The sequence below is a fragment of the Novosphingobium sp. ERW19 genome (assembly GCF_012641315.1).
Taxonomy (GTDB): Bacteria; Pseudomonadota; Alphaproteobacteria; order Sphingomonadales; family Sphingomonadaceae; genus Novosphingobium.
Genome location: NZ_JABAIC010000002.1, coordinates 447730 through 468954, shown reverse-complemented (window position 1 = coordinate 468954; position 21225 = coordinate 447730). Strand labels below are relative to the sequence as shown.

Genomic DNA, 21225 nt, shown 5'->3' with positions numbered 1-21225 from the left:
ATTGCGGCCGGCCATGGTGCAGTGCACACCGTCGCCGGTCGCTTTGCCACGCATAGCTATCCTGCATACATATGCGTGCTGAACTGGCGTCACTTAGGGTCTAGGGCCATGTGCAAGGCACGGGTCCGACGCCGATTTCGGCAGACCGCATTGCCAAGGGAGAATTACGTCGATGATCGAAACCAGCTGCTCGGCTCTGCTGCTGTTCGGTGCCACCGGCGATCTTTCGCGGCGCATGCTCCTGCCGTCGCTCTATGCCTTGCACGAGGACGGGCTCATCGGGCCGGACCTGCGGATTGTCGGCACGGCGCGTTCAGAACATGACGATGCCGAGTTCCGGGAATTTGCTCGCGCCGCGCTTGCCGAGTTCCTGCCTGAAGACAGGCGGGACGAGGAGAAGCTGGCAAGCTTCCTTGATCGGCTCGAATACCAGACGCTGGATGCATCGAATGTCGATGGCTTCGGCGCGCTGGCCGAGAAGCTCGGGGACACTTCGTGCGGTCTTTCGATCTTCCTTTCGACCGCCCCGTTCCTGTTCGAGCCGACGATCGAAGGGTTGAAGCGGGCAGGGCTGGCGCATGAAAATGTGCGCATCGGCCTTGAAAAGCCGCTCGGCAACGATCTTGCCTCGTCCACCCGCATCAATGACGCGGTAGCCGCCGCCTTTGCCGAGGAACAGATCTTCCGGATCGACCATTACCTTGGCAAGGAAACGGTCCAGAACCTGATGGCGCTGCGCTTTGCCAACATGATGTTCGAGCCGTTGTGGAACGCAGGCGGCATCGATCATGTGCAGATCACGGTCAGCGAGACGGTCGGGCTCGAAGGGCGCAAGGGCTTTTACGACGATACCGGTGCGCTGCGCGACATGGTGCAGAACCACATGCTGCAGCTCCTGGCGCTGACGGCGATGGAGCCGCCAGCCAGCCTCGATGCCACTTCCATCCGTGATGAAAAGGTCAAGGTGCTGCGCGCGCTGCGCCCCGTGAAGGCCGAGGAAATGGTGCGCGGGCAGTATCGCACCGGCGCGGTCAAGGGCGCTTCGGTCGCTGGCTATCAGGAAGATCTGGGCGAGGCATCGGATACCGAGACTTTCGTTGCCATCAAGGCGCACGTCGATAACTGGCGCTGGACCGGGGTCCCGTTCTATTTGCGCACCGGCAAGCGCCTGGCTGAGCGGCGCAGCGAGATCGTCGTCGAATTCAAGCAGGTGCCGCACAACGTCTTTGCCGAGCGCGGCGGGCGTATCCGCGCCAATCGCCTGGTTATCCGCCTGCAGCCCGAGGAATACGTGCGCCTGCAGGTCATGGCCAAGGAGCCGGGGCTGGACCGCGGTGGCATCGTGCTGCGCGAGGTGAACCTCGACCTGTCGCTGACCACCGCCTTTGCCAAGGCCCGCCGCCGTATTGCCTACGAACGCCTCCTGCTCGATCTGATCGAGGGCGAACAGACCCTGTTCGTGCGCCGTGACGAAGTGGAAGCACAGTGGAAATGGGTCGACGCTATCCGCAAGGTCTGGGCTGACACCGCGATGGAAGCCCGCCCCTATGCCGCGGGTTCGTGGGGACCGAACGCCGGCATTGCCCTGACCGAGCGTGACGGGAGAAGCTGGAATGACTGACCTCGTGCCGGCGAGCGTGCGGTGGGCGCAGCCCGGCGACGCGGCGGCGGTGGCAGATCACATTGCGCGCGTGGTTTCCGCACCCGGCGCGAAGCGGATTGCGTTCACTGGTGGCTCGACGCCGATCAAGGTGCTGGCCCTGCTCAAGGATCGCCCGCTCGACTGGGCCAGCGTGACCATCGCCCTGACTGATGATCGCAGGGTGCCTGACGACCATCCGGCAAGCAACTTCGGCAAGATCCACGCAGCGCTCGGAGAGTCCGGCGCGCAGTTCGAACGACTCGCAGAAGGCGCGCAAGTCGCGCCATTCGATCTCGTCTGGCTCGGCATGGGTGAGGATGGCCACGTCGCCTCGCTGTTCCCGGAAATGACAGCGCATGTCCGGCCAGGACCGGCGGTTATTGCCACGACGCCGATCCCGCTGCCGTCGGAAGCACCGTTCGATCGGCTCACCTTGAACGAACAAGCGCTCAAGGCGACGAAGGAGATTATCCTCGTCGTGACTGGCGCCCCGAAGAAGGTGTTGCTGGAATGCGCCTTGGCGGGTGACGACCGCTATCCCGTTACCCAATTCCTGCGCGGCTACGGCCCGCCCGTGACTATCTACTGGAGCGAATGATGCCCTTGCATCCTACCGTCGAGCGCGTCACCCAACGCATCATCGAACGCTCGCGCCCGACGCGCGGCGCCTATCTCGACCTGATCGAGCGCTCGCGCGACAAGGGCCTCAACCGTCCGCAGCTGTCCTGTGGCAATCTCGCCCACGGCTTTGCCGCCTCGGGCGAGGACAAGACGTTGATCAAGAGCGGCAAGGCGATGAACATCGGCATCGTCACCGCCTACAACGACATGCTCTCGGCGCATCAACCCTATGGCCGCTACCCCGAGCAGATCAAGATCTTCGCACGCGAAGTGGGTGCGACGGCGCAGGTTGCGGGCGGCGTTCCGGCCATGTGCGATGGCGTGACGCAGGGCCAGGATTCGATGGAACTGTCGCTGTTCAGCCGCGACAACATCGCCATGGCGGCGGTCGTCGGCCTCAGCCATGCCATGTTCGAAGGCGCGCTTCTGCTCGGCATTTGCGACAAGATCGTGCCGGGTTTGCTGATCGGCTCCCTGCGCTTTGGCCACCTACCGACGATCCTCGTCCCTGCAGGCCCGATGCCGAGCGGCCTTCCCAACAAGGAAAAGGTGCGCATCCGCCAGCTCTATGCCGAGGGCAAGGTCGGGCGCGACGAGCTGCTCGAAAGTGAAAGCGCCAGCTATCATTCGCCGGGCACCTGCACGTTCTATGGCACCGCCAACTCCAACCAGATGATGATGGAGATGATGGGCCTGCACATGCCGGGCTCGAGCTTCGTCCAGCCCGGCTTGAAGCTGCGGCAGGAGCTGACGCGGGCAGCCGTGCATCGCATCACCCAGATTGGTTGGAACGGCGACGACTATCGCCCGCTCGGCTTGTGCGTGGACGAGAAGGCCATCGTCAATGCCATTGCGGGGCTACTGGCAACCGGCGGTTCGACCAATCATGTCATCCATCTGCCCGCCATCGCCCGTGCGGCCGGCATCCAGATCGACTGGGACGACATGGACGAATTGAGCCGTGCCGTGCCGCTTATCGCCAGCGTCTATCCCAACGGTGCAGGCGACGTGAACGCTTTTGCCGCGGCCGGTGGCATGCCCTACGTGATCCGCGAATTGATCGGCGCAGGCCTAGCCCACGCCGATATCATGACCGTCTACGGCAAGTCGCTCGAAGAGGGCGCGCAGGAGCCGGTCATGGATGGCGATTCCCTCAAGTGGAACCCCGCTCCGGAAACGTCGGGCGACGAGAAGATGCTGCGCCCGGTCGCCGCACCGTTCCAGGCCGAGGGCGGCTTCCGCCTCCTCAAGGGCAATCTCGGTCGTGGAACCATCAAGGTCAGCGCGGTCGATCCCTCGCGCTGGACCATCGAGGCGCCGTGCAGGGTGTTTAACGACCAGAACGACGTGCTCGGGGCGTTCAAGGCCGGAGAACTTGAAAAGGATGTGGTCGTCGTGGTCCGCTTCCAGGGCCCTGCCGCCAATGGCATGCCCGAACTCCACAAGCTGACCCCGCCACTGGGCGTGCTCCAGGATCGCGGGTTCAAGGTGGCACTGGTCACCGATGGTCGCATGTCTGGCGCATCGGGGAAGGTGCCTGCCGCCATCCACGTCTCGCCCGAAGCAAAGACCGGCGGCCCCCTCGCCAAGCTGCGCGATGGCGACGTGGTCCGCGTCTGCGCCAATACCGGCGAACTGGCAGCGCTTGTCCCGGCCGAGGAATGGAACGCACGCGAAGAAGCTGTCGCGCCTTCTGCCGGTCTTGGCGTAGGACGCGAACTCTTCGCGCTGATGCGCCTGCATTCCGATGAAGCGGAACGCGGCGGTTCGGCGATGCTGGCAGCCGCCGGACTCTGACAAGAACGGATTTGAGGGGGTTGGAATGCAGGTAGTTGCCGTCGATATTGGCGGAACCCACGCGCGCTTCGCGCTTGCCGAAGTTGGCGGGGGCAGGGTCATGTCCCTCGGAGAAGCCGTCACGCTGAAGACGGCTGAGCATGGCTCGTTCCAGCTGGCTTGGGAAGACTTCGGCCGCATCGTCGGCAAGCCGCTGCCCTCGGCCGCGGCCATCGCGGTCGCCGGGCCGGTGGGTGGCGAGATCATCAAGTTCACCAACAATCCCTGGATCATCCGTCCAGCTCTGATCCCGGAAAAGCTGGGTGCAGAGCGCTATGTCGTGGTCAACGATTTCGCTGCCGTTGCTCATGCCGTCGCGCAGGCTGACGACAGCCATTTCATCCACCTGTCCGGCCCGGAGACCGATCTTCCGCAGACCGGCGTCATCAGTGTCGTCGGCCCCGGTACGGGCCTTGGCGTGGCGCAACTGTGGCGCGAGGGTGGCAGCTATCGCGTGCAACCGACCGAGGGCGGACATGTCGATTACGCGCCACTGGATTCGATCGAGGACGCGATTCTCGCCGGTCTGCGCAAGCGCCATCGGCGCGTCTCGGTCGAGCGGGTCGTTGCCGGCCCGGGCATCGTCGACATCTACGAGGCACTGGCCCTGCTGGAAGGACGTCCCTATACGCCACGCACCGATCGTGAGCTATGGGAGCTTGGCACATCCGGCGAGGACAGCCTTGCTGCTGCAGCTGTTGACCGTTTCTGCCTGTCGCTGGGCAGCGTAGCGGGAGATCTTGCACTCGCCCATGGGTCTTGCGGGGTTGTCATGGCGGGGGGGCTGGGCCTCAGAATCAAGGACACGCTGGTGCGGTCGGGATTCGCGGATCGCTTCCGCGCCAAGGGGCGGTTCGAAGGCTTGATGGCGTCCATACCCGTGAAGTTGATCACCCATCCCCAGCCAGGCCTGTTCGGTGCTGCCGCTGCATTCGCGCAGACCTACCGCGACTGATCTTTAAGCGGATAGGCAACTGGACAGCCGTTGCCTATCCGTAGCACCTGCCAGACCGCTTCCTACGCTTTAATCGGGCAATTAATTCCGGTGGATTCGTTCTGCCGAGACGGTATTGCTGTGTAGCGTAGCATGCATGCGGATGCCGAAGGAGAAGGTGCCCAGATGGAATACGAAACCATTCGTGTCGAGCGTATCGGCGATGTTCTGAAGATCGTGCTCAACCGGCCGGAGCGCTTGAACGCCTGTCCGCCGAACATGGCACTGGAACTGGCAAATGCCGTCAACGATCTGGGCGGGGCGCGTGCAGTTGTCATTACAGGAGAAGGACGCGCCTTCTGTTCGGGTGCAGATCTCGCGGCGAGGGGTGATCGCTCCATCGCCGGGGGGCGGGGCGCCTATACCGCGCTCACCCAGGCATACAATCCGTTGATGCTCGCGCTTTCGCGTTTGCCAGTCCCCGTGGTTACAGCGGTCAATGGACCGGCGGCAGGCGTAGGTTGTTCGATCGCGCTGGCGGGTGACTTCGTCATCGCTGGGCGCAGCGCCTATTTTCTTCAGGCTTTCGTGAATATCGGGCTGGTGCCGGACGGAGGAGCGTCATGGATGCTCACCCGCCTGGTCGGCAAGGCTCGCGCCACCGAGATGATGATGCTGGGTGAGAAGATCGGCGCCGAGAAAGCGGAAAACTGGGGCCTGATCTACAAGGCAGTCGATGACGCCGCATTGCAGGATGAAGCCATGGCGCTGGCCAGCAGGCTGGCCGCCGGTCCCACTGTGGCGCTTGGCGTCATGCGGCAGAACATCGCGAAGGCTCTCGAGGTGGACTATGCCAGTGCCCTGCTTGTCGAAGCCGAAGGGCAATGGAAAGCGGGCGACAGCGCAGACGCCGCAGAAGGTGGCCGGGCGTTCCTGGAAAAGCGCAAGGCAGCATTCACGGGCAAGTAAGGCCTTGATCCACAGGCAAGAAGTCCCACGTTAGTTGACATGACCGCCCGCAACATCTGGACCATCGGGTACGAGCAGGCCACGGTTGCGGCGGTCATGAATGCTCTGGTTGAAGCAGGCGTCGAAGTTCTTGCTGATGTCCGCGCGCTGCCGCTGTCGCGCCGTCCGGGTTTTTCGAAGTCTGCCTTGGCTGCAAGCGCACGCGAAGCCGGGATCGAATACGTTCACTTCAAGGCGCTCGGCACGCCCGCTGATGGGCGAGCCGCGGCGAGGCGGAACGATCATTCCGCGCTCGAGCGGATCTATGAGGGCCAGCTCCAGTTGCCCGAGGCAATCGCGGCCGGCGCCATTCTGGCCGATCTGGCAAAGGAACGGAACGTTGCCCTGCTTTGCTACGAGCGAGCGGCACATGGCTGCCATCGCTCGCTGCTGCGGAAGGCCGTGTTGCCGGAATTTGGCGTGATTGATCTTCTGCCGGCGGATTAGCCGCGCAGTTCCTTGTCGAGGAACGAGGCGACTTCGTCCAGATCGACATCCTTTGCCAGGAACGTCTTTCCGATACCGCGCATGAGCAGGAACGGCAGAGTTCCGGCATCCATTTTCTTGTCGTGCAGCATGTGATCGGCAAGGCGGCGGCCACTGCACTCAAGGCCCAGCGACCGCAGCGATGCCGGCAGGCCGACCGCCTCCATGTGTGCGACGATCCGTTGGGCATCCTGGCCAGACATAAGCCCCAGGCGGGCAGAGAAGCGGGCCGCCAGGACCATGCCCAGCGCCACGCCTTCGCCGTGGAGCAGGCGATCGGAAAAGCCGGTTTCTGCCTCAAGCGCATGGCCGAAGGTGTGGCCAAGATTGAGCAGCGCCCGGACCCCTGCAGTCTCCTTCTCGTCTGCAGCGACAATGCGGGCCTTTGCCGAAACACTCTGGGCGATCGCAGCTGCGCGTGCCGAGCTGTCACCTGCAAGCAGTTTCGCGCCGTTGGCTTCGCACCATTCGAAGAACGGAGCGTCGTCGATCAGGCCATACTTGATGACTTCGGCATAGCCGGCGCGCGTGTCGCGCAGGGGCAGCGTATCCAGCGCCGAAGGGTCTGCCAGAACGAGTGAAGGCTGATGGAACGCGCCGACCAGGTTCTTGCCGGCGGGGGTATTGATCGCGGTCTTGCCACCGACGCTGGAATCGACCTGCGCCAGTAGAGTTGTAGGTATCTGGATGAAGCCGCAGCCGCGCTTGACCATCGAGGCGGCAAAGCCGGTCAGGTCGCCAATCACGCCACCGCCGAGAGCGACGATGTTGTCCTTGCGCTCCACTTCCTGAAGCAGCAGCCAGTCGACAACACGGGCGAGGTGTTCCCAGCTCTTGGTGCTTTCACCCGCGGGAAGGACGAGCCATTCACTCTGCACGCCCGCAGAAGCGAACGAAGCTGTCACGGTTTCCTGCCAATGCGCGGCGACATTTGCATCGGTGACGATGGCAACGCGGTCCTTGCGCAGGAAAGGACGGCAGTGTTCGCCAGCATTGGACAGCAGCCCGGCTTCGATGCGCACTTCATAAGGGGCGCCAGCGATGGCGACGGGGATCACAGCCATTTGTCGATTGCCTTGAGTATCTTGTCGGCAGTCACATGATGCGGCTGCGCGCTGCTGGTGACATGGATCGGGGCCTGGGAGTAGAACGGCTCCCGTTCCGCCTTGAGACGAGACAAGATCTCGCGCGGGTCTCCCGACCGGAGAAGGGGGCGGTTGTCCTTCCGGCCAACGCGTTCGACAAGAGTGTCGACGTCGCTGTCGAGCCAGACCGCGATGCCTTTTTCAAGGATCAGCGCCCGGGTTTCGGCATTGCAGAAAGCGCCGCCTCCGGTTGAGAGCACCTTGCGGTCCGTATGCTGACCCGTGCCCATCAGGCGCACGATGACGCGACGCTCGCCATCGCGAAAATATTGTTCGCCATATGTGGCGAAAATCTCGGGGATCGGCATGTGCGCTGCGCGTTCGATCTCTTCGTCGGCGTCAAGGAAAGGCAGGTGGAGCATCGTCGCCAGCTTTCTGCCGACGGTCGTCTTCCCCACGCCCATCATGCCGACGAGCACCAACGGTCGTGCGATCCGCCGCGCGATACGGGCGATTTCGGACGAGCTGAGCGGATGCGCGTCATGTTCCATTGCCGCGCCGCCTATACTTGCGCTAGTGCCCGTTGCAAGCACCGCCTCGACTGCATGGCGGTGCAAAAGCGTTTGGCGTCTGGTACCGGGTGGTTGAATGAAGAGGATTGCCGTGGTCGCTCTGGCAGCAGTTGTGGTGGTGGCCTTGTTGACGGTGATCTGGATCAGGGGTGGAACACAGCCGATGCAGTGGGTCGAACAGCCGGTCGGCGAACCTCCGGTCGGGAGCAAAGCGCAGTGAGCAGGCGTGTGCCCGGAAGGATGGCGATCTGGCTGGGCAGCGTTGCTGCACTTGCTTCAGTGTCCGGCGCGCTGGTCGCGCAGGAATCCCTGCTGCCGCCGGGCTTTGATAACCCTCCTGCGCCATCGCGCCCTGCGCCACAGCGCTCCAGCGCCCCGGCACCGGCACGCAGCGCGGCTCCGATTGCCGCACGGCCAGCAGCTTCGGGATCGGCCGCTCCCGTGCCGACAGCTTCGCCGGTCGTGCAACCCCTGCCTGACGCTGTGCAACCCGCCGCCACCGCCGGGGGGGGGCTCAGTGATCAGGCATTGCTCGATTCGATTGACCCGGCACTGCTCGCCAAGCTGATAGATTCGGCGAGGCCCAAGTCCGACATTCCCCCAGCCGGACGGCGCAGCCTCGATGTCGTAGGCGTGATTGATCAGAGCGACGGCGGGTTTCCGGTTGGTTCGACGCACTACCTCAACGGCCCGTTTGTCGAGGGCGTGATCACGAAGATGCGTGGGCGCTTCGTTTCGCGCTGGGGCCACATCCTCGCACGCAGGGTCATTGCCAGCAGGCTGGCAACTCCAGTCGGCATGAACGGGGCGGACTGGGCAGCCATCCGTGCGCAGCTCCTGCTGCGCATGGGCGAAGCGGACGCTGCGCGGGCGATGGTGCAATCGGTCGACAGCGGGAATTTCACCCGTGGTCTCGAGGATGCCGCGATGGCTAGCTTCCTGGCGACGGCGGATCCAGTGGGGCTGTGTCCCATCACTGCGCTCACGGCCGCAGGCAGGCCCGGATGGGACTGGGAGCTTTCACGCGCGATCTGTTCCGCCTTCACCGACGAAGGTTCGACCGCGATGGCATCGCTGGACAAGGCGTTGCGCAGGGGAACCGGAACCAAGATAGACATCTTGCTGGCACAAAAGTTTGCCGGAGCAGCCACCAACGCGCGGCGTGCTGTCAAGATCGAGTGGAACGATGTGGAGGCGCTGACACCTTGGAGCATCGGCATGTCCTTTGCGACGGGGCTTGAGCCTCCAGAGGACCTGCGCAAGAAAGCTGGCGAGAACTACGCCCTGCTGGCGGCGCGGGCGCCGATGCTGTCGCTCTATTCACGGGCCGCAGCCGCCGATGTGGGGGCCGCACGTGGCGTGCTTTCGTCCCGGGCGATGATCGATCTGTACAGCGCCATCCACGCCCAGCGGGATGCCGAGGGAGAGAATGACGCTGCGGATGAGTGGGCGCAGCGGGCCGCAACCTTGCGCACCGCCTATGTGGCCGAGGCACAGGACGACCGGCTCGACGCGATCCGTACCCTGTGGGGCGATGGCAACGACCCTGATCGCGCCTATGCAGGCCTGGTCCTCACATCGCATGCATCGGCGAGGATGATCCCCTCCGAGGCACTGGCCGATAGCGCGGCGCCCCTGATTTCCTCGATGCTGACCGCAGGGCTCGATCGGAACGCCATAAAATGGGCGCCTTTCTGTCCGGTAGGAACGGAGGCTTGGGGTTTGCTGGTCCTGGCAAATCCGGGCCGGGCCAATCGCACGGGCTCCGAAGGGCTCAATGCCTTCGCCGACAATGACGATTCCGATGACGCTATCAGATCCCGCTTCCTGCTGGCGGGCATGATGGGGCTGGATCGTGTCGACCCGGCCGCCGCGCGTGACTTCGCAGGCAAGCTTGGCGTTGATTTCAACCGGCAGACCCGCTGGACCCGGGCAATCGATCAGGCCGCCGCTTCGAACAACCAGGCCCTGGTTGCGTTGCTCGCGGCCTTCGGCATGCAGGGCGATGACTGGGGCCGGATGACTCCGTTGCACCTCTATCATGTCGTCTCGGCCCTGCACCGTGTCGGGCTCGACAACGAGGCGCGCATGATTGCCGCCGAAGCCGTCGCTCGCGTCTGAGGCGGTGAAAGCCAGGGCGGAGCCTGCAGTCGAAGAATTTCTGTCGATGCTGGCTGTCCAGCGTGGCGCGGCCCCCAATACCATCGCCGCCTATCGCCGGGATCTTTCAGGCGCAGCTGAGGCGATCGGGCCTTTGTCGACTGCGACGCGTGAAGAGATTGCGCGCCTTGCCGGAGCCTTTGCGGAACTGGCGCCGAGTTCCCTGGCGCGAAAGTCGTCTGCATTGCGGCAGTTCTATGGCTTTCTCGTGGACGAAGGTTTGCGGGCGGACGATCCGTCAGGCGCCTTGCCACGACCAAAGACCCGCCGCCCGCTCCCGCGCCTGCTTGGGCACGATGAGGTGGGCGCGCTTTTCAGACAAGCGGAAGAGGATGCGACGTCGCGAACGCCCGAAAGTCTGCGGATGCTGGCGTTCCTGGAACTTCTTTACGGATCTGGCCTGCGTGCTACCGAACTAGTCTCGCTTCCCTTGGCGGCGGTGCCGCGTGATGCACCGTTCCTGACGATCACGGGGAAAGGAGAAACCCAGCGAATGGTGCCGGTGTCCGCCAGAGCCACCAAAGCCTTGTCCGACTGGCTTACCGTGCGGGGTAGGGGCGGGCGATTCGTGTTCCCCTCGCCGCGAGGCGGGTTCCTGTCGCGCGTCCGGCTGTTCCAGTTGCTCAGGGATCTTGCACTTCGCGCCGGGCTGGATCCGGAAAAGGTCAGCCCGCACGTGTTGCGCCACGCCTTTGCAACCCATCTCCTAGAAGGCGGAGCCGACCTGCGCGTGTTGCAGACCTTGCTGGGCCACGCCGATATCGCCACCACGCAAATCTACACGCACGTTGATTCCGCGCGTCTCGTGGCCCTCGTAAACCAGCGTCACCCGCTTGCCCGGAGTTGACCAAATCCGCGCTCGCGCCTAGCGGATTGGCCATGATTTCCTACCTCGAGTTCGAAAAGCCGGTCGCCGCGCTGGAAGCCCGCATCGCCGAACTGCGCCAGACTGCGCAGGGCGGCGACATCGACATCTCGTCCGAGATTCGGAGGCTTGAAACCAAGTCGGCCGAATTGCTCGCCAGCACTTACAAGGCGCTGACTCCTTGGCAGAAGACGCAGGTTGCCCGGCATCCCTCGCGTCCGCATTTCAAGGACTACGTCGAGAAGATCTTTACGGATTTCATGCCTTTGGGCGGTGATCGTCTTTTCGGAGAAGATCAGGCGATCGTCGGTGGATTTGCGAAGCTGGATGGTCGCCGGGTCATGCTCATCGGCCACGAAAAGGGCAACGATACCCAGAGCCGCATTCGCCACAACTTCGGTATGGGCAAGCCCGAAGGCTATCGCAAGGCGATTCGGCTCATGGAAATGGCGAGCCGATTCGGGCTGCCGGTCGTGACGCTCGTGGATACCTCGGGCGCCTTCCCGGGCGTGGAGGCGGAAGAGCGTGGCCAGGCCGAAGCCATCGCCCGGTCGACCGAGGCCTGTCTTGCGCTCGGCGTTCCGATGGTGGCGACGATCGTGGGCGAGGGCGGTTCTGGCGGCGCGGTGGCGCTGGCGAGTGCAGAGCGCGTCCTGATGCTCGAGCATGCCGTCTACTCTGTCATTTCTCCCGAAGGCTGCGCTTCCATCCTGTGGCGAACGGCCGAAAGGGCTGCAGACGCGGCAGAAGCGATGAAGGTGACGGCGCAAGACCTGCTGTCGCTTGGCGTGATTGATCGCATCGTGCGCGAACCGGTTGGAGGAGCGCACCGCGACCCTGAGGCAACTTGTGCGCTTCTCGGGAAGGCTATCGGCGAAGAACTCGATGCGCTTGTCGGAAAGCCGGCGGCCGAGCTTCGCCAGCTTCGGGCGGAACGCTTCCTGCGCATCGGCGCCTGATCGCGCGCGCCATCTGGCGCTCGGGAACTCTATTTGCGACAAGTCGGTTATTGCACCAGTCCTTTAGCGGGGCGGGTGCGATGCACTCGCGTTCGTGAGATATTCGCATTGGGGAGTTGACGATGCCTTTTTTCCGCCGTTCGCGCGCCGCGTTCCTGACTGTCTCGGTCATCGCGATGTCGTCGCTACCTGCGTGCGTCAGCCAAACCGGCAGTCCGGCAACCGCGCAGGGCACTGGGCAGTCGATCAGTGCGGCAGACAAGAAGCAGGGCGCCGAGGCGCACCCGCAGTTGCTGCAAGAGTTCGGTGGCGCGATGACCGGGGCGCAGGCGAACTATGTGGAAACGGTCGGCAAGAACATCGCACTTCAGTCCGGGCTCAGCAACGCGCGAGGTGATTTCACGGTCTCCTTGTTGAATTCCCCGGTCAACAACGCCTTCGCCATCCCTGGTGGCTATATTTATGTTACCCGCCAGCTCGCAGCGCTCATGAACAACGAAGCAGAACTCGCCGGCGTGCTTGGTCACGAAGTCGGACACGTCGCTGCACGCCACGCAGCCAAGCGTGAAAGCCAGGCGACTCGCAATTCTTTGCTCGGAGCGCTGGGATCGATCCTGTCCGGCGCCTTGCTCGGTAACAGTGCCCTTGGCCAGCTTGGCCAGCAGATCTTCTCTACCGGCAGTCAGCTGCTGACCCTAAAATACTCGCGCGGCCAGGAAACCGAAGCGGACAACCTGGGTATCACTTATCTGCAGAGGGCAGGTTACGATCCTCGCGCGATGTCGACGGTTCTGCAAAGCCTTGCCAACCAGAACGCACTTGATGCCAGCGTGAAAGGGACGACGAATCAGGTGCCGGAATGGGCCAGCACCCACCCTGACCCGGCATCGCGCGTCCGGGCAGCGTTAACCCGAGCGGGCAACACCACCGGAAGAACGAACCGCGATGCCTTTCTCGCTGGCATCAACGGGCTGACATACGGCGACGATCCAGCTCAAGGCATCGTCGATGGTTCCAGCTTCGTGCATCCGTCCCTGAGGCTCGCTTTCCGGGCACCCAACGGCTTCTATCTCGTGAATGGCACCCGGGCGGTGTCAATTTCAGGGCAAAGCGGCAAGGGCGAATTCTCGACCGCCGCCTACAGTGGCAATCTCGAAAGCTATGTGCGCTCGGTCTTCACCAAGCTGTCGAGCCAGCAGCAACTTGCCCCTACGACGCTTGAGCGGACCACTGTCAACGGCATTCCCGCCGTCTACGGTGCGGCCCGGGTGAACAGCGGCAACGGTCAGGTCGATGTGGTGGTGTTCGCATATGAATTTGGCCCGCAGCAGGCCTACCACTTCACGACTATCAGCCAGGCGGGGCAAGCCTCGCAGTTCGATACGATGTTCCGGTCTATCCGGAGAATCAGTGCAGCCGAGGCATCGGCAGTCAAACCCCGCCGTCTGTCCGTGGTCACTGTAAAATCGGGCGACACTGTCGAATCCCTGTCGAAGCGCATGGCTTACACCGATCAGCCGCTTCAGCGCTTCTTGGTTCTGAACGGTCTCGTTTCCGGAAGCCGCCTGGTTGCGGGCCAGAAGGTCAAGCTGGTCGTCTATTGATCTGGTCTTCGGCTGACATCATCGTTGGACAAACGAAAAGAGGCAGGTGCCTTGGCACCTGCCTCTTCAAATTCTCTAAATACCAGCCGACTTTTAGTTGGCGGCTTCAGCCTTGCCCATCTCCGTGGAAACGTCCTTGAACGTGTTGTCAAGCGATTTGCCCAGCGAGGTCATCGCGCCGATGGCAGCCACAGCAACGAGGGCAGCGATCAGGCCGTATTCGATCGCGGTGGCACCTTCGTTGTTGGCGAGCAGGTCACGGAAAAGCTTCATGTTCGGTCTCCTAGAGGTGATGCTTCATTCTTCCCGTCCCGCCCCATTTTGTCCCCGGAGCGAGCATTCGTAGTATTACCTACAAAAAACTAAGGATTGGTTAATCCGCATTCGTTCTTTGTTTGGTACCTTCGTCTACAGTGACGTACAGGTTATACAGAGCTTCGGTGAAGTTCTTCATGCCAAAGGTAGCAGCAAGTCCGATCAACGAGATAAGCAAACCGTATTCGACAGCCGTAGCACCGCTATGGTTACGGAAAATTTTCAGAAGAAGGGTCTTCATTTCCGTTTCCATGGTTGCGGCGTAGGTTGGTCTACGTTGGCAATCCTAAGAAAAGGTTGATGGGCGCACGGAATGGAAAAATTCTCGACAGTCACGATCGTCGTCGCGTTGGCGATCCTTGACCAGGAAGGGCGCGTGCTGATGCAGCAACGCCCCGCGAACAAGCAGCATGGCGGCCTTTGGGAGTTTCCTGGCGGCAAGCTCGAAGGGGGCGAAAGCCTTGGCTCAGCGGTTGTAAGGGAAATCGACGAAGAGCTCGGCCTTGCGATCGACGCAGAAGCCCTGTTCCCGATTTCCTTTGCGTATGAAGCGCTTGGTTCGAACGCGCGGCAAATCCTTCTTCTGCTCTACGGCACGCGAGTCTGGGACGGTGTGGCGGTGGCGAAGGAAGCTGGGAGCGCGATCCGCTGGGTCGATGCCGAGGAACTCGCAGGTCTGTCGATGCCTCCCTTGGACATTCCGCTGGCCCAAGCGGTAATTCCTCTGCTGGGGGCTTGCCAAAGGTGAATCAGCCTCCTAAAGGCGCGTCTCCCAAGCACCCGTAGCTCAGCTGGATAGAGCATCAGACTACGAATCTGAGGGTCGGACGTTCGAATCGTTCCGGGTGCGCCACCTTTCCTCGGGAAGGTGTTACGGGAAGGCTGCACGCAAGTTCGGCCATGACATGATGGTGAGCACCCGTAGCTCAGCTGGATAGAGCATCAGACTACGAATCTGAGGGTCGGACGTTCGAATCGTTCCGGGTGCGCCATCACCGTTTCTCGAAAGAGCCCGCCGTTTCGCGGGCTCTTTTCGTTTCGGGCAGCCAAGTCATTTGTGCGACCGCGAACTGCGAGCCAAAACGGTTCATGGAATTTGCATAGGTATCCATAATAGCTTCATAGCCACCGAACAGCGTTGCGAACGGGCCGCGCTGCGGTATAGGCTCGACTGAGCGTTCCTGACCCTACGGAACCCGAGGCTGCCAGAAAAGGAAACCCAGACTTGGCGAAGTCCCCGAGGCCCAGAGCCACTACATCTGCCACGAAACCAGCAGCGAAGCGCGCGACCACGGCCGTGGTCGGGGCTGAACCGGTCATTGCGTCCGACGTAGCCGAAGAAGCGGCCTTCGCCCTGCGGAGTCTCCAGCAGGCGCACGCGAACAACAAGCGTTACGATGCAAATGATGAGGAACTGCTCAAGTTCTACGAGCAGATGGTGCTGATTCGCCGCTTCGAGGAGAAGGCGGGCCAGCTTTACGGTCTGGGCCTGATCGGCGGTTTCTGCCATCTCTACATCGGGCAGGAGGCTGTCGCCGTTGGTCTCCAGTCTGCCCTCAAGGAAGGGCATGACAGCGTGATCACGGGGTATCGTGATCATGGCCACATGCTTGCTTACGGCATCGATCCCAAGGTGATCATGGCCGAGCTTACCGGCCGAGGCGCGGGCATTTCGCGCGGCAAGGGCGGCTCGATGCATATGTTCAGCACCGAGCACAAGTTCTACGGCGGGCACGGTATCGTCGGGGCGCAGGTTCCGCTTGGTGCGGGCCTGGCTTTTGCCCACAAGTATCGCAACGATGGCGGCGTCTGCATGGCCTACTTCGGCGACGGTGCCTCGAACCAGGGTCAGGTTTACGAGACCTTCAACATGGCGGCGCTGTGGAAGCTGCCGATCATCTTCGTGGTCGAGAACAACGGTTACGCGATGGGGACGGCGGTAAAGCGCGGTTCGGCCGAAACGCACTTCTATCGCCGTGGCACCGCGTTCCGGATCCCGGGCATGGACGTGAACGGGATGGACGTTCTGGAGGTCCGTCAGGCAGCGGAAGTTGCGCTTGAGTACGTCCGTGCCGGCAATGGTCCGGTGCTGATGGAGCTCAAGACCTATCGTTATCGCGGCCACTCCATGTCTGACCCCGCAAAGTACCGCAGTCGCGAGGAAGTGCAGGAAATGCGCGACAATCACGATCCGATCGAAGGTGCCAAGGCCGAGCTGCTCAAGCGCGGCGTGACCGAGGAGAGGATCAAGGAAATCGACAAGCGCATTCGCCAAGTCGTCGCCGAATCGGCAGATTTCGCCGAAACATCGCCCGAGCCCGATGTGGCCGAGCTTTATACCGACGTGCTGGTGGAGAACTACTGAGATGGCCATCGAACTGAAGATGCCCGCGCTCTCCCCGACCATGGAGGAGGGAACCCTTGCCAAGTGGCTGGTCAAGGCCGGCGATGAAGTGAAATCGGGCGACATCCTCGCCGAGATCGAGACCGACAAGGCAACGATGGAATTCGAAGCCGTCGACGAGGGTACGATCGGCGAGATTCTGGTGGCTGAGGGCACCGAAGGCGTGAAGGTCGGCACCGTCATCGCGACGATCAAGGGCGAAGACGATTCGTCCGATGCGGCACCTGCAGCCGCGCCGCTGGTGGAACAGAAGGCCGCGCAAAGCGAAGCTCCTGCCGGGCAGGATGCCAAGGCGAAGGCCGCGGCAGCCATCGCGCCCAAGAGCGATGCCAAGCCGGCCGCCGATCCCGAACTTCCCGCCGGAACGACGATGGTGCCGACCACGGTCCGCGAAGCCCTGCGCGATGCCATGGCCGAGGAAATGCGCGCGGATGATCGCGTGTTCGTGATGGGCGAGGAAGTGGCCGAGTACCAGGGCGCCTACAAGGTCACCCAAGGCCTGCTCGAGGAGTTCGGCCCGCAGCGTGTGATCGATACGCCGATCACCGAGTACGGCTTTGCCGGCATCGGCGCTGGCGCTGCCATGGGCGGCCTTCGCCCGGTCATCGAGTTCATGACGTTCAACTTCGCCATGCAGGCGATCGACCACATCATCAACTCCGCCGCCAAGACCAACTACATGTCCGGTGGCCAGATGCGCTGCCCGATCGTGTTCCGTGGCCCCAACGGGGCTGCCAGCCGCGTTGGTGCGCAGCACTCCCAGAACTACGGCCCGTGGTATGCCAACGTGCCTGGCCTTGTCGTCATCGCGCCCTATGACAGCGCCGACGCCAAGGGCTTGCTCCGCGCGGCCATCCGTAGCGAGGATCCGGTTGTCTTCCTCGAGAACGAACTGGTCTACGGCCGCACCTTCGACGTGCCGCAGATCGACGATTTCGTGCTGCCGATCGGCAAGGCACGCATCGTCCGTCCTGGCAAGGATGTGACGATCGTTTCGTACTCGATCGGCGTCGGCTTCGCACTCGAAGCGGCCGAAGCACTTGTCGCCGAGGGCATCGATGCGGAAGTGATAGACCTGCGCACGCTGCGCCCGCTCGACAAGGAAACGGTCCTTGCCTCTCTGGCCAAGACCAACCGCATGGTCGTGGCCGAAGAAGGCTTCCCGGTCTGCTCCATCGCGTCCGAAATCATCGCGATCTGCATGGAGGAGGGCTTCGATCACCTCGACGCCCCCGTTCTGCGCGTGTGCGACGAGGATGTGCCGCTGCCTTATGCGGCAAATCTTGAAAAGCTGGCCTTGATCGACGCCAGCAAGATCGCGGCCGCCGTGCGGAAGGTCTGCTACCGCTGAGTTGCCAGATCGGCTGAAAGTGCAGGGGCGTCGGAGCGATCCGGCGCCCTTTCACATTCAGTCGTAACCATTATAGACATTGCATTGCGCGATGGGGTCGGGAGCCGCGCCGTTGCGCTGGTAGATCTGGGTCAGATCCCGGTCCGCACGGACGTTGAAGGTTGCGGTTGTGCGAACTACCGCATCGGGCACGAAGCGTTGGCTGACGAGGGGCTGGTACGCATACTCGATCTCGACGAAGATGACTGCATCGCCTTCGGTTGCGGTCACTTCCTCGCCGGCCGGTCCCATGCCGGAAAGCGAGCCATCGGTTCCTGTTCCTTCACCGCCGTATGACGATTGGAAGTTCCGCTTACCCTTGCAGCGTTGCCAGTGGATGTATTGGGTGTCTTCGGTGCCGGGCACGACCTCAAGGCTGCTGATGACCACCCGGCCATGCTCGAACAGATCGAGCTTGCCTGCCTGGATGTTGGCGCCGACCAGCAGGTCGTTGATGTCGCTTTCGTAGATCTTGAGGTTTTCGAGCATCGACACGTCACCGATGCGCGAGCCGTTATCGGCCAGTTGCATGGCTAGCTGGCTGACACGCATGTGGGTGATGGCAAGATTGCCCAGTTCCGCTCCCCACAGCCCGAGCGTAAGCACGAGCGGCGCCCCGAGCGCGAGTTCGACCGCGGCCACGCCGGACGTGTTGCGGACCAGCCCAGCGATGCGCTCGACAATCCGCTTCACGTGCAGTTCCCGAGTTTTGCCCGGCTCTTCTGGGCATCGTAAGGCTGGTTCCGCAGCACCGTGCTGGCGCTGTTGGTCACCGTTTCGCTGAGGCCGATCAGGGACGCCATCGGGAACTTGCGGTTGTAGGTCATGGTCGCGGTATATACGACCGCGTCGCGCGCCCCGCCGAGGCCATTGGCGCCCCTGTCGCGATCCCATGTGCCACTGCCATTGGCGTCTTCGTAAGGCTCTCCGTCATCGCAGACGCCGTTCTCGTTGGCGTCGGTATAGTCTTCCTCCAACCCGATATCCGTGAAGTTGGCGTAGGCCTTGCGCGAAAACGCGATGGAGGCATCGGGAACGACGCGAAGGACCTCGGACTTCACCGCGTCATCGAGCACGGTCAAAGTGCTTGCTGCTCCCTCGACGGTGGAATCGCGCGCGGCGCGTTGCAGTGCCCCTTGCAGCATCGTGTTGGCATAGACCGAGTATCCCATGTCGAAGAGTCCCATCAGCAGGAGCACCAGCACAGGAGAGGCAAGCGCGAACTCCACCGCCGTTGCGCCTTCCGCATCGGTGCCGAGGTTGTGCAAATTGCGTCTCATCACTGGGCCAGTCTCAGGTCACCGATCGAGCGCGCGATCTTCCGGAAGGCATTCTGCAGTTCTCCGGCATTCTTCGCGCTGAAGTAGTGGCCGCTGCCGGCACAATCGGTCATGATCGGGTTGAGATCGGTGCCGAATGCGACGAACCAGACAGTGATGTTGCGCTTCTTCACTTCCTCGCAGACGAAGGAAAACCGCTTTTCGATCGTCTGCGTGAGCGTGATCGGCGATGTCGGACTCCAGCGCCGCTGTGCGATCGGCTCCACGCCGTAGGAGCTGTAACTGATGTCCAGCGAGGACGTTTGCCCGTCGGTCAGGAAGATCAGGTGGCGACTGGTCCTCTGGCGCGCAGAGACATCGGCATTCTCGGCCGCGAAGAGTCCCTTCGGAGACAGCAGACGCGCTGCCCAGATCATGCCGATGTCATGGTACGTACTGCCGGCGGCAACCAGGCCGTCGATGTAGCCGTCGAATGCGCTCTGGTCCCACACCTGCAGCTTGCGCGCTGAAGTGGGGCAGGCGGCGAATCCGGCAATGCCAGGAGCAAGGAACTCGCTGTTGGTGGTGACCTCGCTGGTGGTGAAGCTGCCCGAGCCGTCCCAACGCCTGGCACGTTCGTAGATCATCGCAGGATACATCGGCCGCCACTGTGTGTCGGGAGCGCCGGAGGTGGGCACCGTATCGATATCGAGATCGAGCGCGCGATCGAGATCGACGTTGCCGTAGTCGTCGATCTCGTAGGTCGATCGCTCTTCAATGCAGCCGTTCGACGCCGTGCGCCAGTCGCTCGTGTCCCTCAGGACATCCTTGTAGAGCCAGGAGCTGCCCGAGGCGAGACTGGGCTCGGTGATGTACTTGAAGGTGTCGACATAGCTCGCATAAGTCGTCGTCGAGAGCGTGCAGGTCGTGCCGGATTGAGAGACGGAATAGGTGTTGCCGTTCCTCGTGCGGTTGTAAGTGTAGGTCGTCCTCGTGCCGGAGGGGTCGGTCACTGCGGCGGTCGTCGTGGAAACAAGCTGAGTCGACGTCGTCAGCGTGTTTGCCGGTGCAGCACAAGAGTATGTGCCACCGGCCTCCGTCGCAGCAAATGTCGAGGTGGTTGTGTGATAGGTCCCGGATACCGGAGAGACGGCACTGTAGTATCCATAAAGCCCGCCGCTTCCGCTCGTGCCCACCAGGGTCCGCGATGGATAGCGCCACTGTGGGACGACCCATTCGTCCTTGAGCAAGCCGCCGACGTTCACGTTCGTGGAATAGGGAACGAAGCCATAACGAATCCGGCTTTGTGGCTGACGATTGGCTTCCATTGTGGCGTAGAAGCCCTTCACCACCGATTTCAGCACGGCAATCTTGGGCGAGGTGTCGTCGGGGTTGCTTTCGGCCATCGAGCCAGTGACATCGAGGGCCATCATGATGTCGGTGTTCGGCACGCTGAGTTCGGCGCGACAATTGACGGATATGGCGATTTCGTCCTTGCCGAAGAACTGCATGATGTCGGTCGGAAGGATGACCGACGCAATGCCTCCGACGGACTGATCGTCCTCCAGGGTCATCACGAAGTCCCTGTCGATGGAGTTGTAGATGCCGTCGGCAAAGTTCGCGTTGAAAAAGCGCGTGCCCTTGCTGACGACAGCTGCGCCGTCGACGTCGGGGTCGAAGTCGACGATCGCACCCAGTTCCTTTCGGGCGCCGAGCACGCCGGCATCACAGGCTTGCTGAAGCCGGGATTCGACGAGATATGCGCGACCCATGTCGATGCTCGAGCCGACCAGCGCAAGCAGCGGAACGACAGAGATTGCGAGCATGATCAGGGCATTGCCGGATTCATCCCGGCAGAGACCGCGCAGGCAGTCGAGCGTCGAACGATACTGCGTTCGAAGCCAGGAATGGCAACGGGAAAGAGGAGCGCCTGACGACATATTCTATGCGATTACGCAGAAACCCCTAATATCAAGGATAACTTTCATCGTAAAATATGTCTTAAAATACCGAAATAGCCCCGCGATGTTGTGGAAGGCATGATTAATCCAAGTGCTTGGCAGCAATCGGACTGGTCAGTTGTGC

The 21225-nt window shown here is 62.3% G+C and carries 21 protein-coding genes and 2 tRNA genes; 16 read left to right on the top strand and 7 right to left on the bottom strand.

The window, feature by feature from the left end:
* The first annotated feature begins 172 nt into the window (after positions 1–172).
* The 6 genes from zwf to HGI46_RS05590 all read left to right on the top strand — a co-directional run bounded on the left by zwf (position 173) and on the right by HGI46_RS05590 (position 6488).
* Positions 173–1621, top strand: a complete 1449-nt coding sequence (zwf, locus tag HGI46_RS05615) for a glucose-6-phosphate dehydrogenase (protein ID WP_168903421.1) — start codon at positions 173–175, stop codon at positions 1619–1621.
* Entirely contained in the window at positions 1614–2240 is a 627-nt protein-coding gene (locus HGI46_RS05610; RefSeq protein WP_168903420.1) for a 6-phosphogluconolactonase, read from the top strand. The genes zwf and HGI46_RS05610 overlap by 8 nt, the downstream gene beginning before the upstream one ends.
* Positions 2237–4060, top strand: coding sequence for a phosphogluconate dehydratase (gene edd, locus HGI46_RS05605; protein ID WP_168903419.1), 1824 nt, complete (start codon positions 2237–2239; stop codon positions 4058–4060). The genes HGI46_RS05610 and edd overlap by 4 nt, the downstream gene beginning before the upstream one ends.
* A gap of 25 nt (positions 4061–4085) precedes the next feature.
* Positions 4086–5054, top strand: coding sequence for a glucokinase (locus HGI46_RS05600; protein WP_168903418.1), 969 nt, complete (start codon positions 4086–4088; stop codon positions 5052–5054).
* A 165-nt stretch (positions 5055–5219) separates the two neighbouring features.
* The gene (locus HGI46_RS05595) at positions 5220–6002 is read left to right on the top strand and encodes an enoyl-CoA hydratase-related protein (RefSeq protein WP_168903417.1); all 783 of its coding nucleotides are present in this window, start codon (positions 5220–5222) and stop codon (positions 6000–6002) included.
* Positions 6003–6041: 39 nt separating this feature from the next.
* Positions 6042–6488 carry a DUF488 domain-containing protein gene (locus HGI46_RS05590; RefSeq protein ID WP_168903416.1) on the top strand — a complete coding sequence of 149 codons (447 nt, stop codon included), beginning with the start codon at positions 6042–6044 and terminating at the stop codon, positions 6486–6488.
* On the opposite strand, the gene aroB is transcribed toward HGI46_RS05590, so the two are convergent.
* Together aroB and HGI46_RS05580 are read right to left on the bottom strand one after the other, a co-directional pair.
* Positions 6485–7591 (bottom strand): 3-dehydroquinate synthase, encoded by a 1107-nt coding sequence (gene aroB / locus HGI46_RS05585; protein ID WP_168903415.1) that lies wholly within the window; start codon positions 7589–7591, stop codon positions 6485–6487. The two genes, HGI46_RS05590 and aroB, sit on opposite strands and share 4 nt — an antisense overlap.
* Entirely contained in the window at positions 7582–8163 is a 582-nt protein-coding gene (locus HGI46_RS05580; RefSeq protein ID WP_118073758.1) for a shikimate kinase, read from the bottom strand. Before HGI46_RS05580 ends, aroB begins: the two co-directional genes overlap by 10 nt.
* A gap of 97 nt (positions 8164–8260) precedes the next feature.
* On the opposite strand from HGI46_RS05580, the gene HGI46_RS05575 reads away from it, so the two are divergent.
* The 5 genes from HGI46_RS05575 (at position 8261) to HGI46_RS05555 (ending at position 13772) form a co-directional block, all read left to right on the top strand.
* Positions 8261–8404: a hypothetical protein gene (locus HGI46_RS05575; protein ID WP_168903414.1), complete on the top strand. Its 144-nt coding sequence runs from the start codon at positions 8261–8263 to the stop codon at positions 8402–8404.
* A complete protein-coding gene (locus tag HGI46_RS05570) occupies positions 8401–10305 on the top strand; it encodes a hypothetical protein (protein ID WP_346766678.1) in 1905 nt (634 codons plus the stop codon). Before HGI46_RS05575 ends, HGI46_RS05570 begins: the two co-directional genes overlap by 4 nt.
* A gap of 4 nt (positions 10306–10309) precedes the next feature.
* Positions 10310–11191, top strand: coding sequence for a tyrosine recombinase (locus HGI46_RS05565; protein ID WP_168903494.1), 882 nt, complete (start codon positions 10310–10312; stop codon positions 11189–11191).
* Between the two features lie 32 nt (positions 11192–11223).
* Complete coding sequence (locus HGI46_RS05560) at positions 11224–12168, top strand: acetyl-CoA carboxylase carboxyltransferase subunit alpha (RefSeq protein ID WP_168903413.1); 945 nt, start codon at positions 11224–11226, stop codon at positions 12166–12168.
* A gap of 122 nt (positions 12169–12290) precedes the next feature.
* Positions 12291–13772 (top strand): M48 family metalloprotease, encoded by a 1482-nt coding sequence (locus tag HGI46_RS05555; RefSeq protein WP_168903412.1) that lies wholly within the window; start codon positions 12291–12293, stop codon positions 13770–13772.
* Positions 13773–13865: 93 nt separating this feature from the next.
* Here HGI46_RS05555 and HGI46_RS05550 read toward each other — a convergent pair whose 3' ends face one another.
* On the bottom strand, positions 13866–14045 hold the full coding sequence (locus tag HGI46_RS05550; protein ID WP_168903411.1) for a Flp family type IVb pilin: 180 nt from the start codon (positions 14043–14045) through the stop codon (positions 13866–13868).
* 100 nt (positions 14046–14145) lie between these two features.
* Entirely contained in the window at positions 14146–14328 is a 183-nt protein-coding gene (locus tag HGI46_RS05545; protein WP_168903410.1) for a Flp family type IVb pilin, read from the bottom strand.
* A 72-nt stretch (positions 14329–14400) separates the two neighbouring features.
* On the opposite strand from HGI46_RS05545, the gene HGI46_RS05540 reads away from it, so the two are divergent.
* From HGI46_RS05540 to HGI46_RS05520, 5 genes are all read left to right on the top strand, one after another.
* A complete protein-coding gene (locus tag HGI46_RS05540) occupies positions 14401–14835 on the top strand; it encodes a (deoxy)nucleoside triphosphate pyrophosphohydrolase (RefSeq protein WP_168903409.1) in 435 nt (144 codons plus the stop codon).
* 28 nt (positions 14836–14863) lie between these two features.
* Positions 14864–14940: transfer RNA gene (locus HGI46_RS05535), tRNA-Arg, on the top strand.
* A gap of 62 nt (positions 14941–15002) precedes the next feature.
* Positions 15003–15079 (top strand) — tRNA-Arg (locus HGI46_RS05530).
* 362 nt (positions 15080–15441) lie between these two features.
* On the top strand, positions 15442–16452 hold the full coding sequence (gene pdhA / locus HGI46_RS05525; RefSeq protein ID WP_240344938.1) for a pyruvate dehydrogenase (acetyl-transferring) E1 component subunit alpha: 1011 nt from the start codon (positions 15442–15444) through the stop codon (positions 16450–16452).
* A 1-nt stretch (position 16453) separates the two neighbouring features.
* Positions 16454–17842 (top strand): pyruvate dehydrogenase complex E1 component subunit beta, encoded by a 1389-nt coding sequence (locus HGI46_RS05520; protein ID WP_168903408.1) that lies wholly within the window; start codon positions 16454–16456, stop codon positions 17840–17842.
* A 57-nt stretch (positions 17843–17899) separates the two neighbouring features.
* Here the strand turns inward: HGI46_RS05520 and HGI46_RS05515 are convergent, their stop codons facing one another.
* From HGI46_RS05515 to HGI46_RS05505, 3 genes are read right to left on the bottom strand one after another with little or no spacing between them, the layout of a single operon-like run.
* The gene (locus HGI46_RS05515; RefSeq protein WP_168903407.1) at positions 17900–18574 is read right to left on the bottom strand and encodes a TadE family protein; all 675 of its coding nucleotides are present in this window, start codon (positions 18572–18574) and stop codon (positions 17900–17902) included.
* Complete coding sequence (locus HGI46_RS05510; protein WP_168903406.1) at positions 18571–19161, bottom strand: TadE/TadG family type IV pilus assembly protein; 591 nt, start codon at positions 19159–19161, stop codon at positions 18571–18573. The genes HGI46_RS05515 and HGI46_RS05510 overlap by 4 nt, the downstream gene beginning before the upstream one ends.
* Positions 19161–21080 (bottom strand): pilus assembly protein, encoded by a 1920-nt coding sequence (locus HGI46_RS05505; protein ID WP_277346254.1) that lies wholly within the window; start codon positions 21078–21080, stop codon positions 19161–19163. The genes HGI46_RS05510 and HGI46_RS05505 overlap by 1 nt, the downstream gene beginning before the upstream one ends.
* Positions 21081–21225 lie beyond the last annotated feature (145 nt).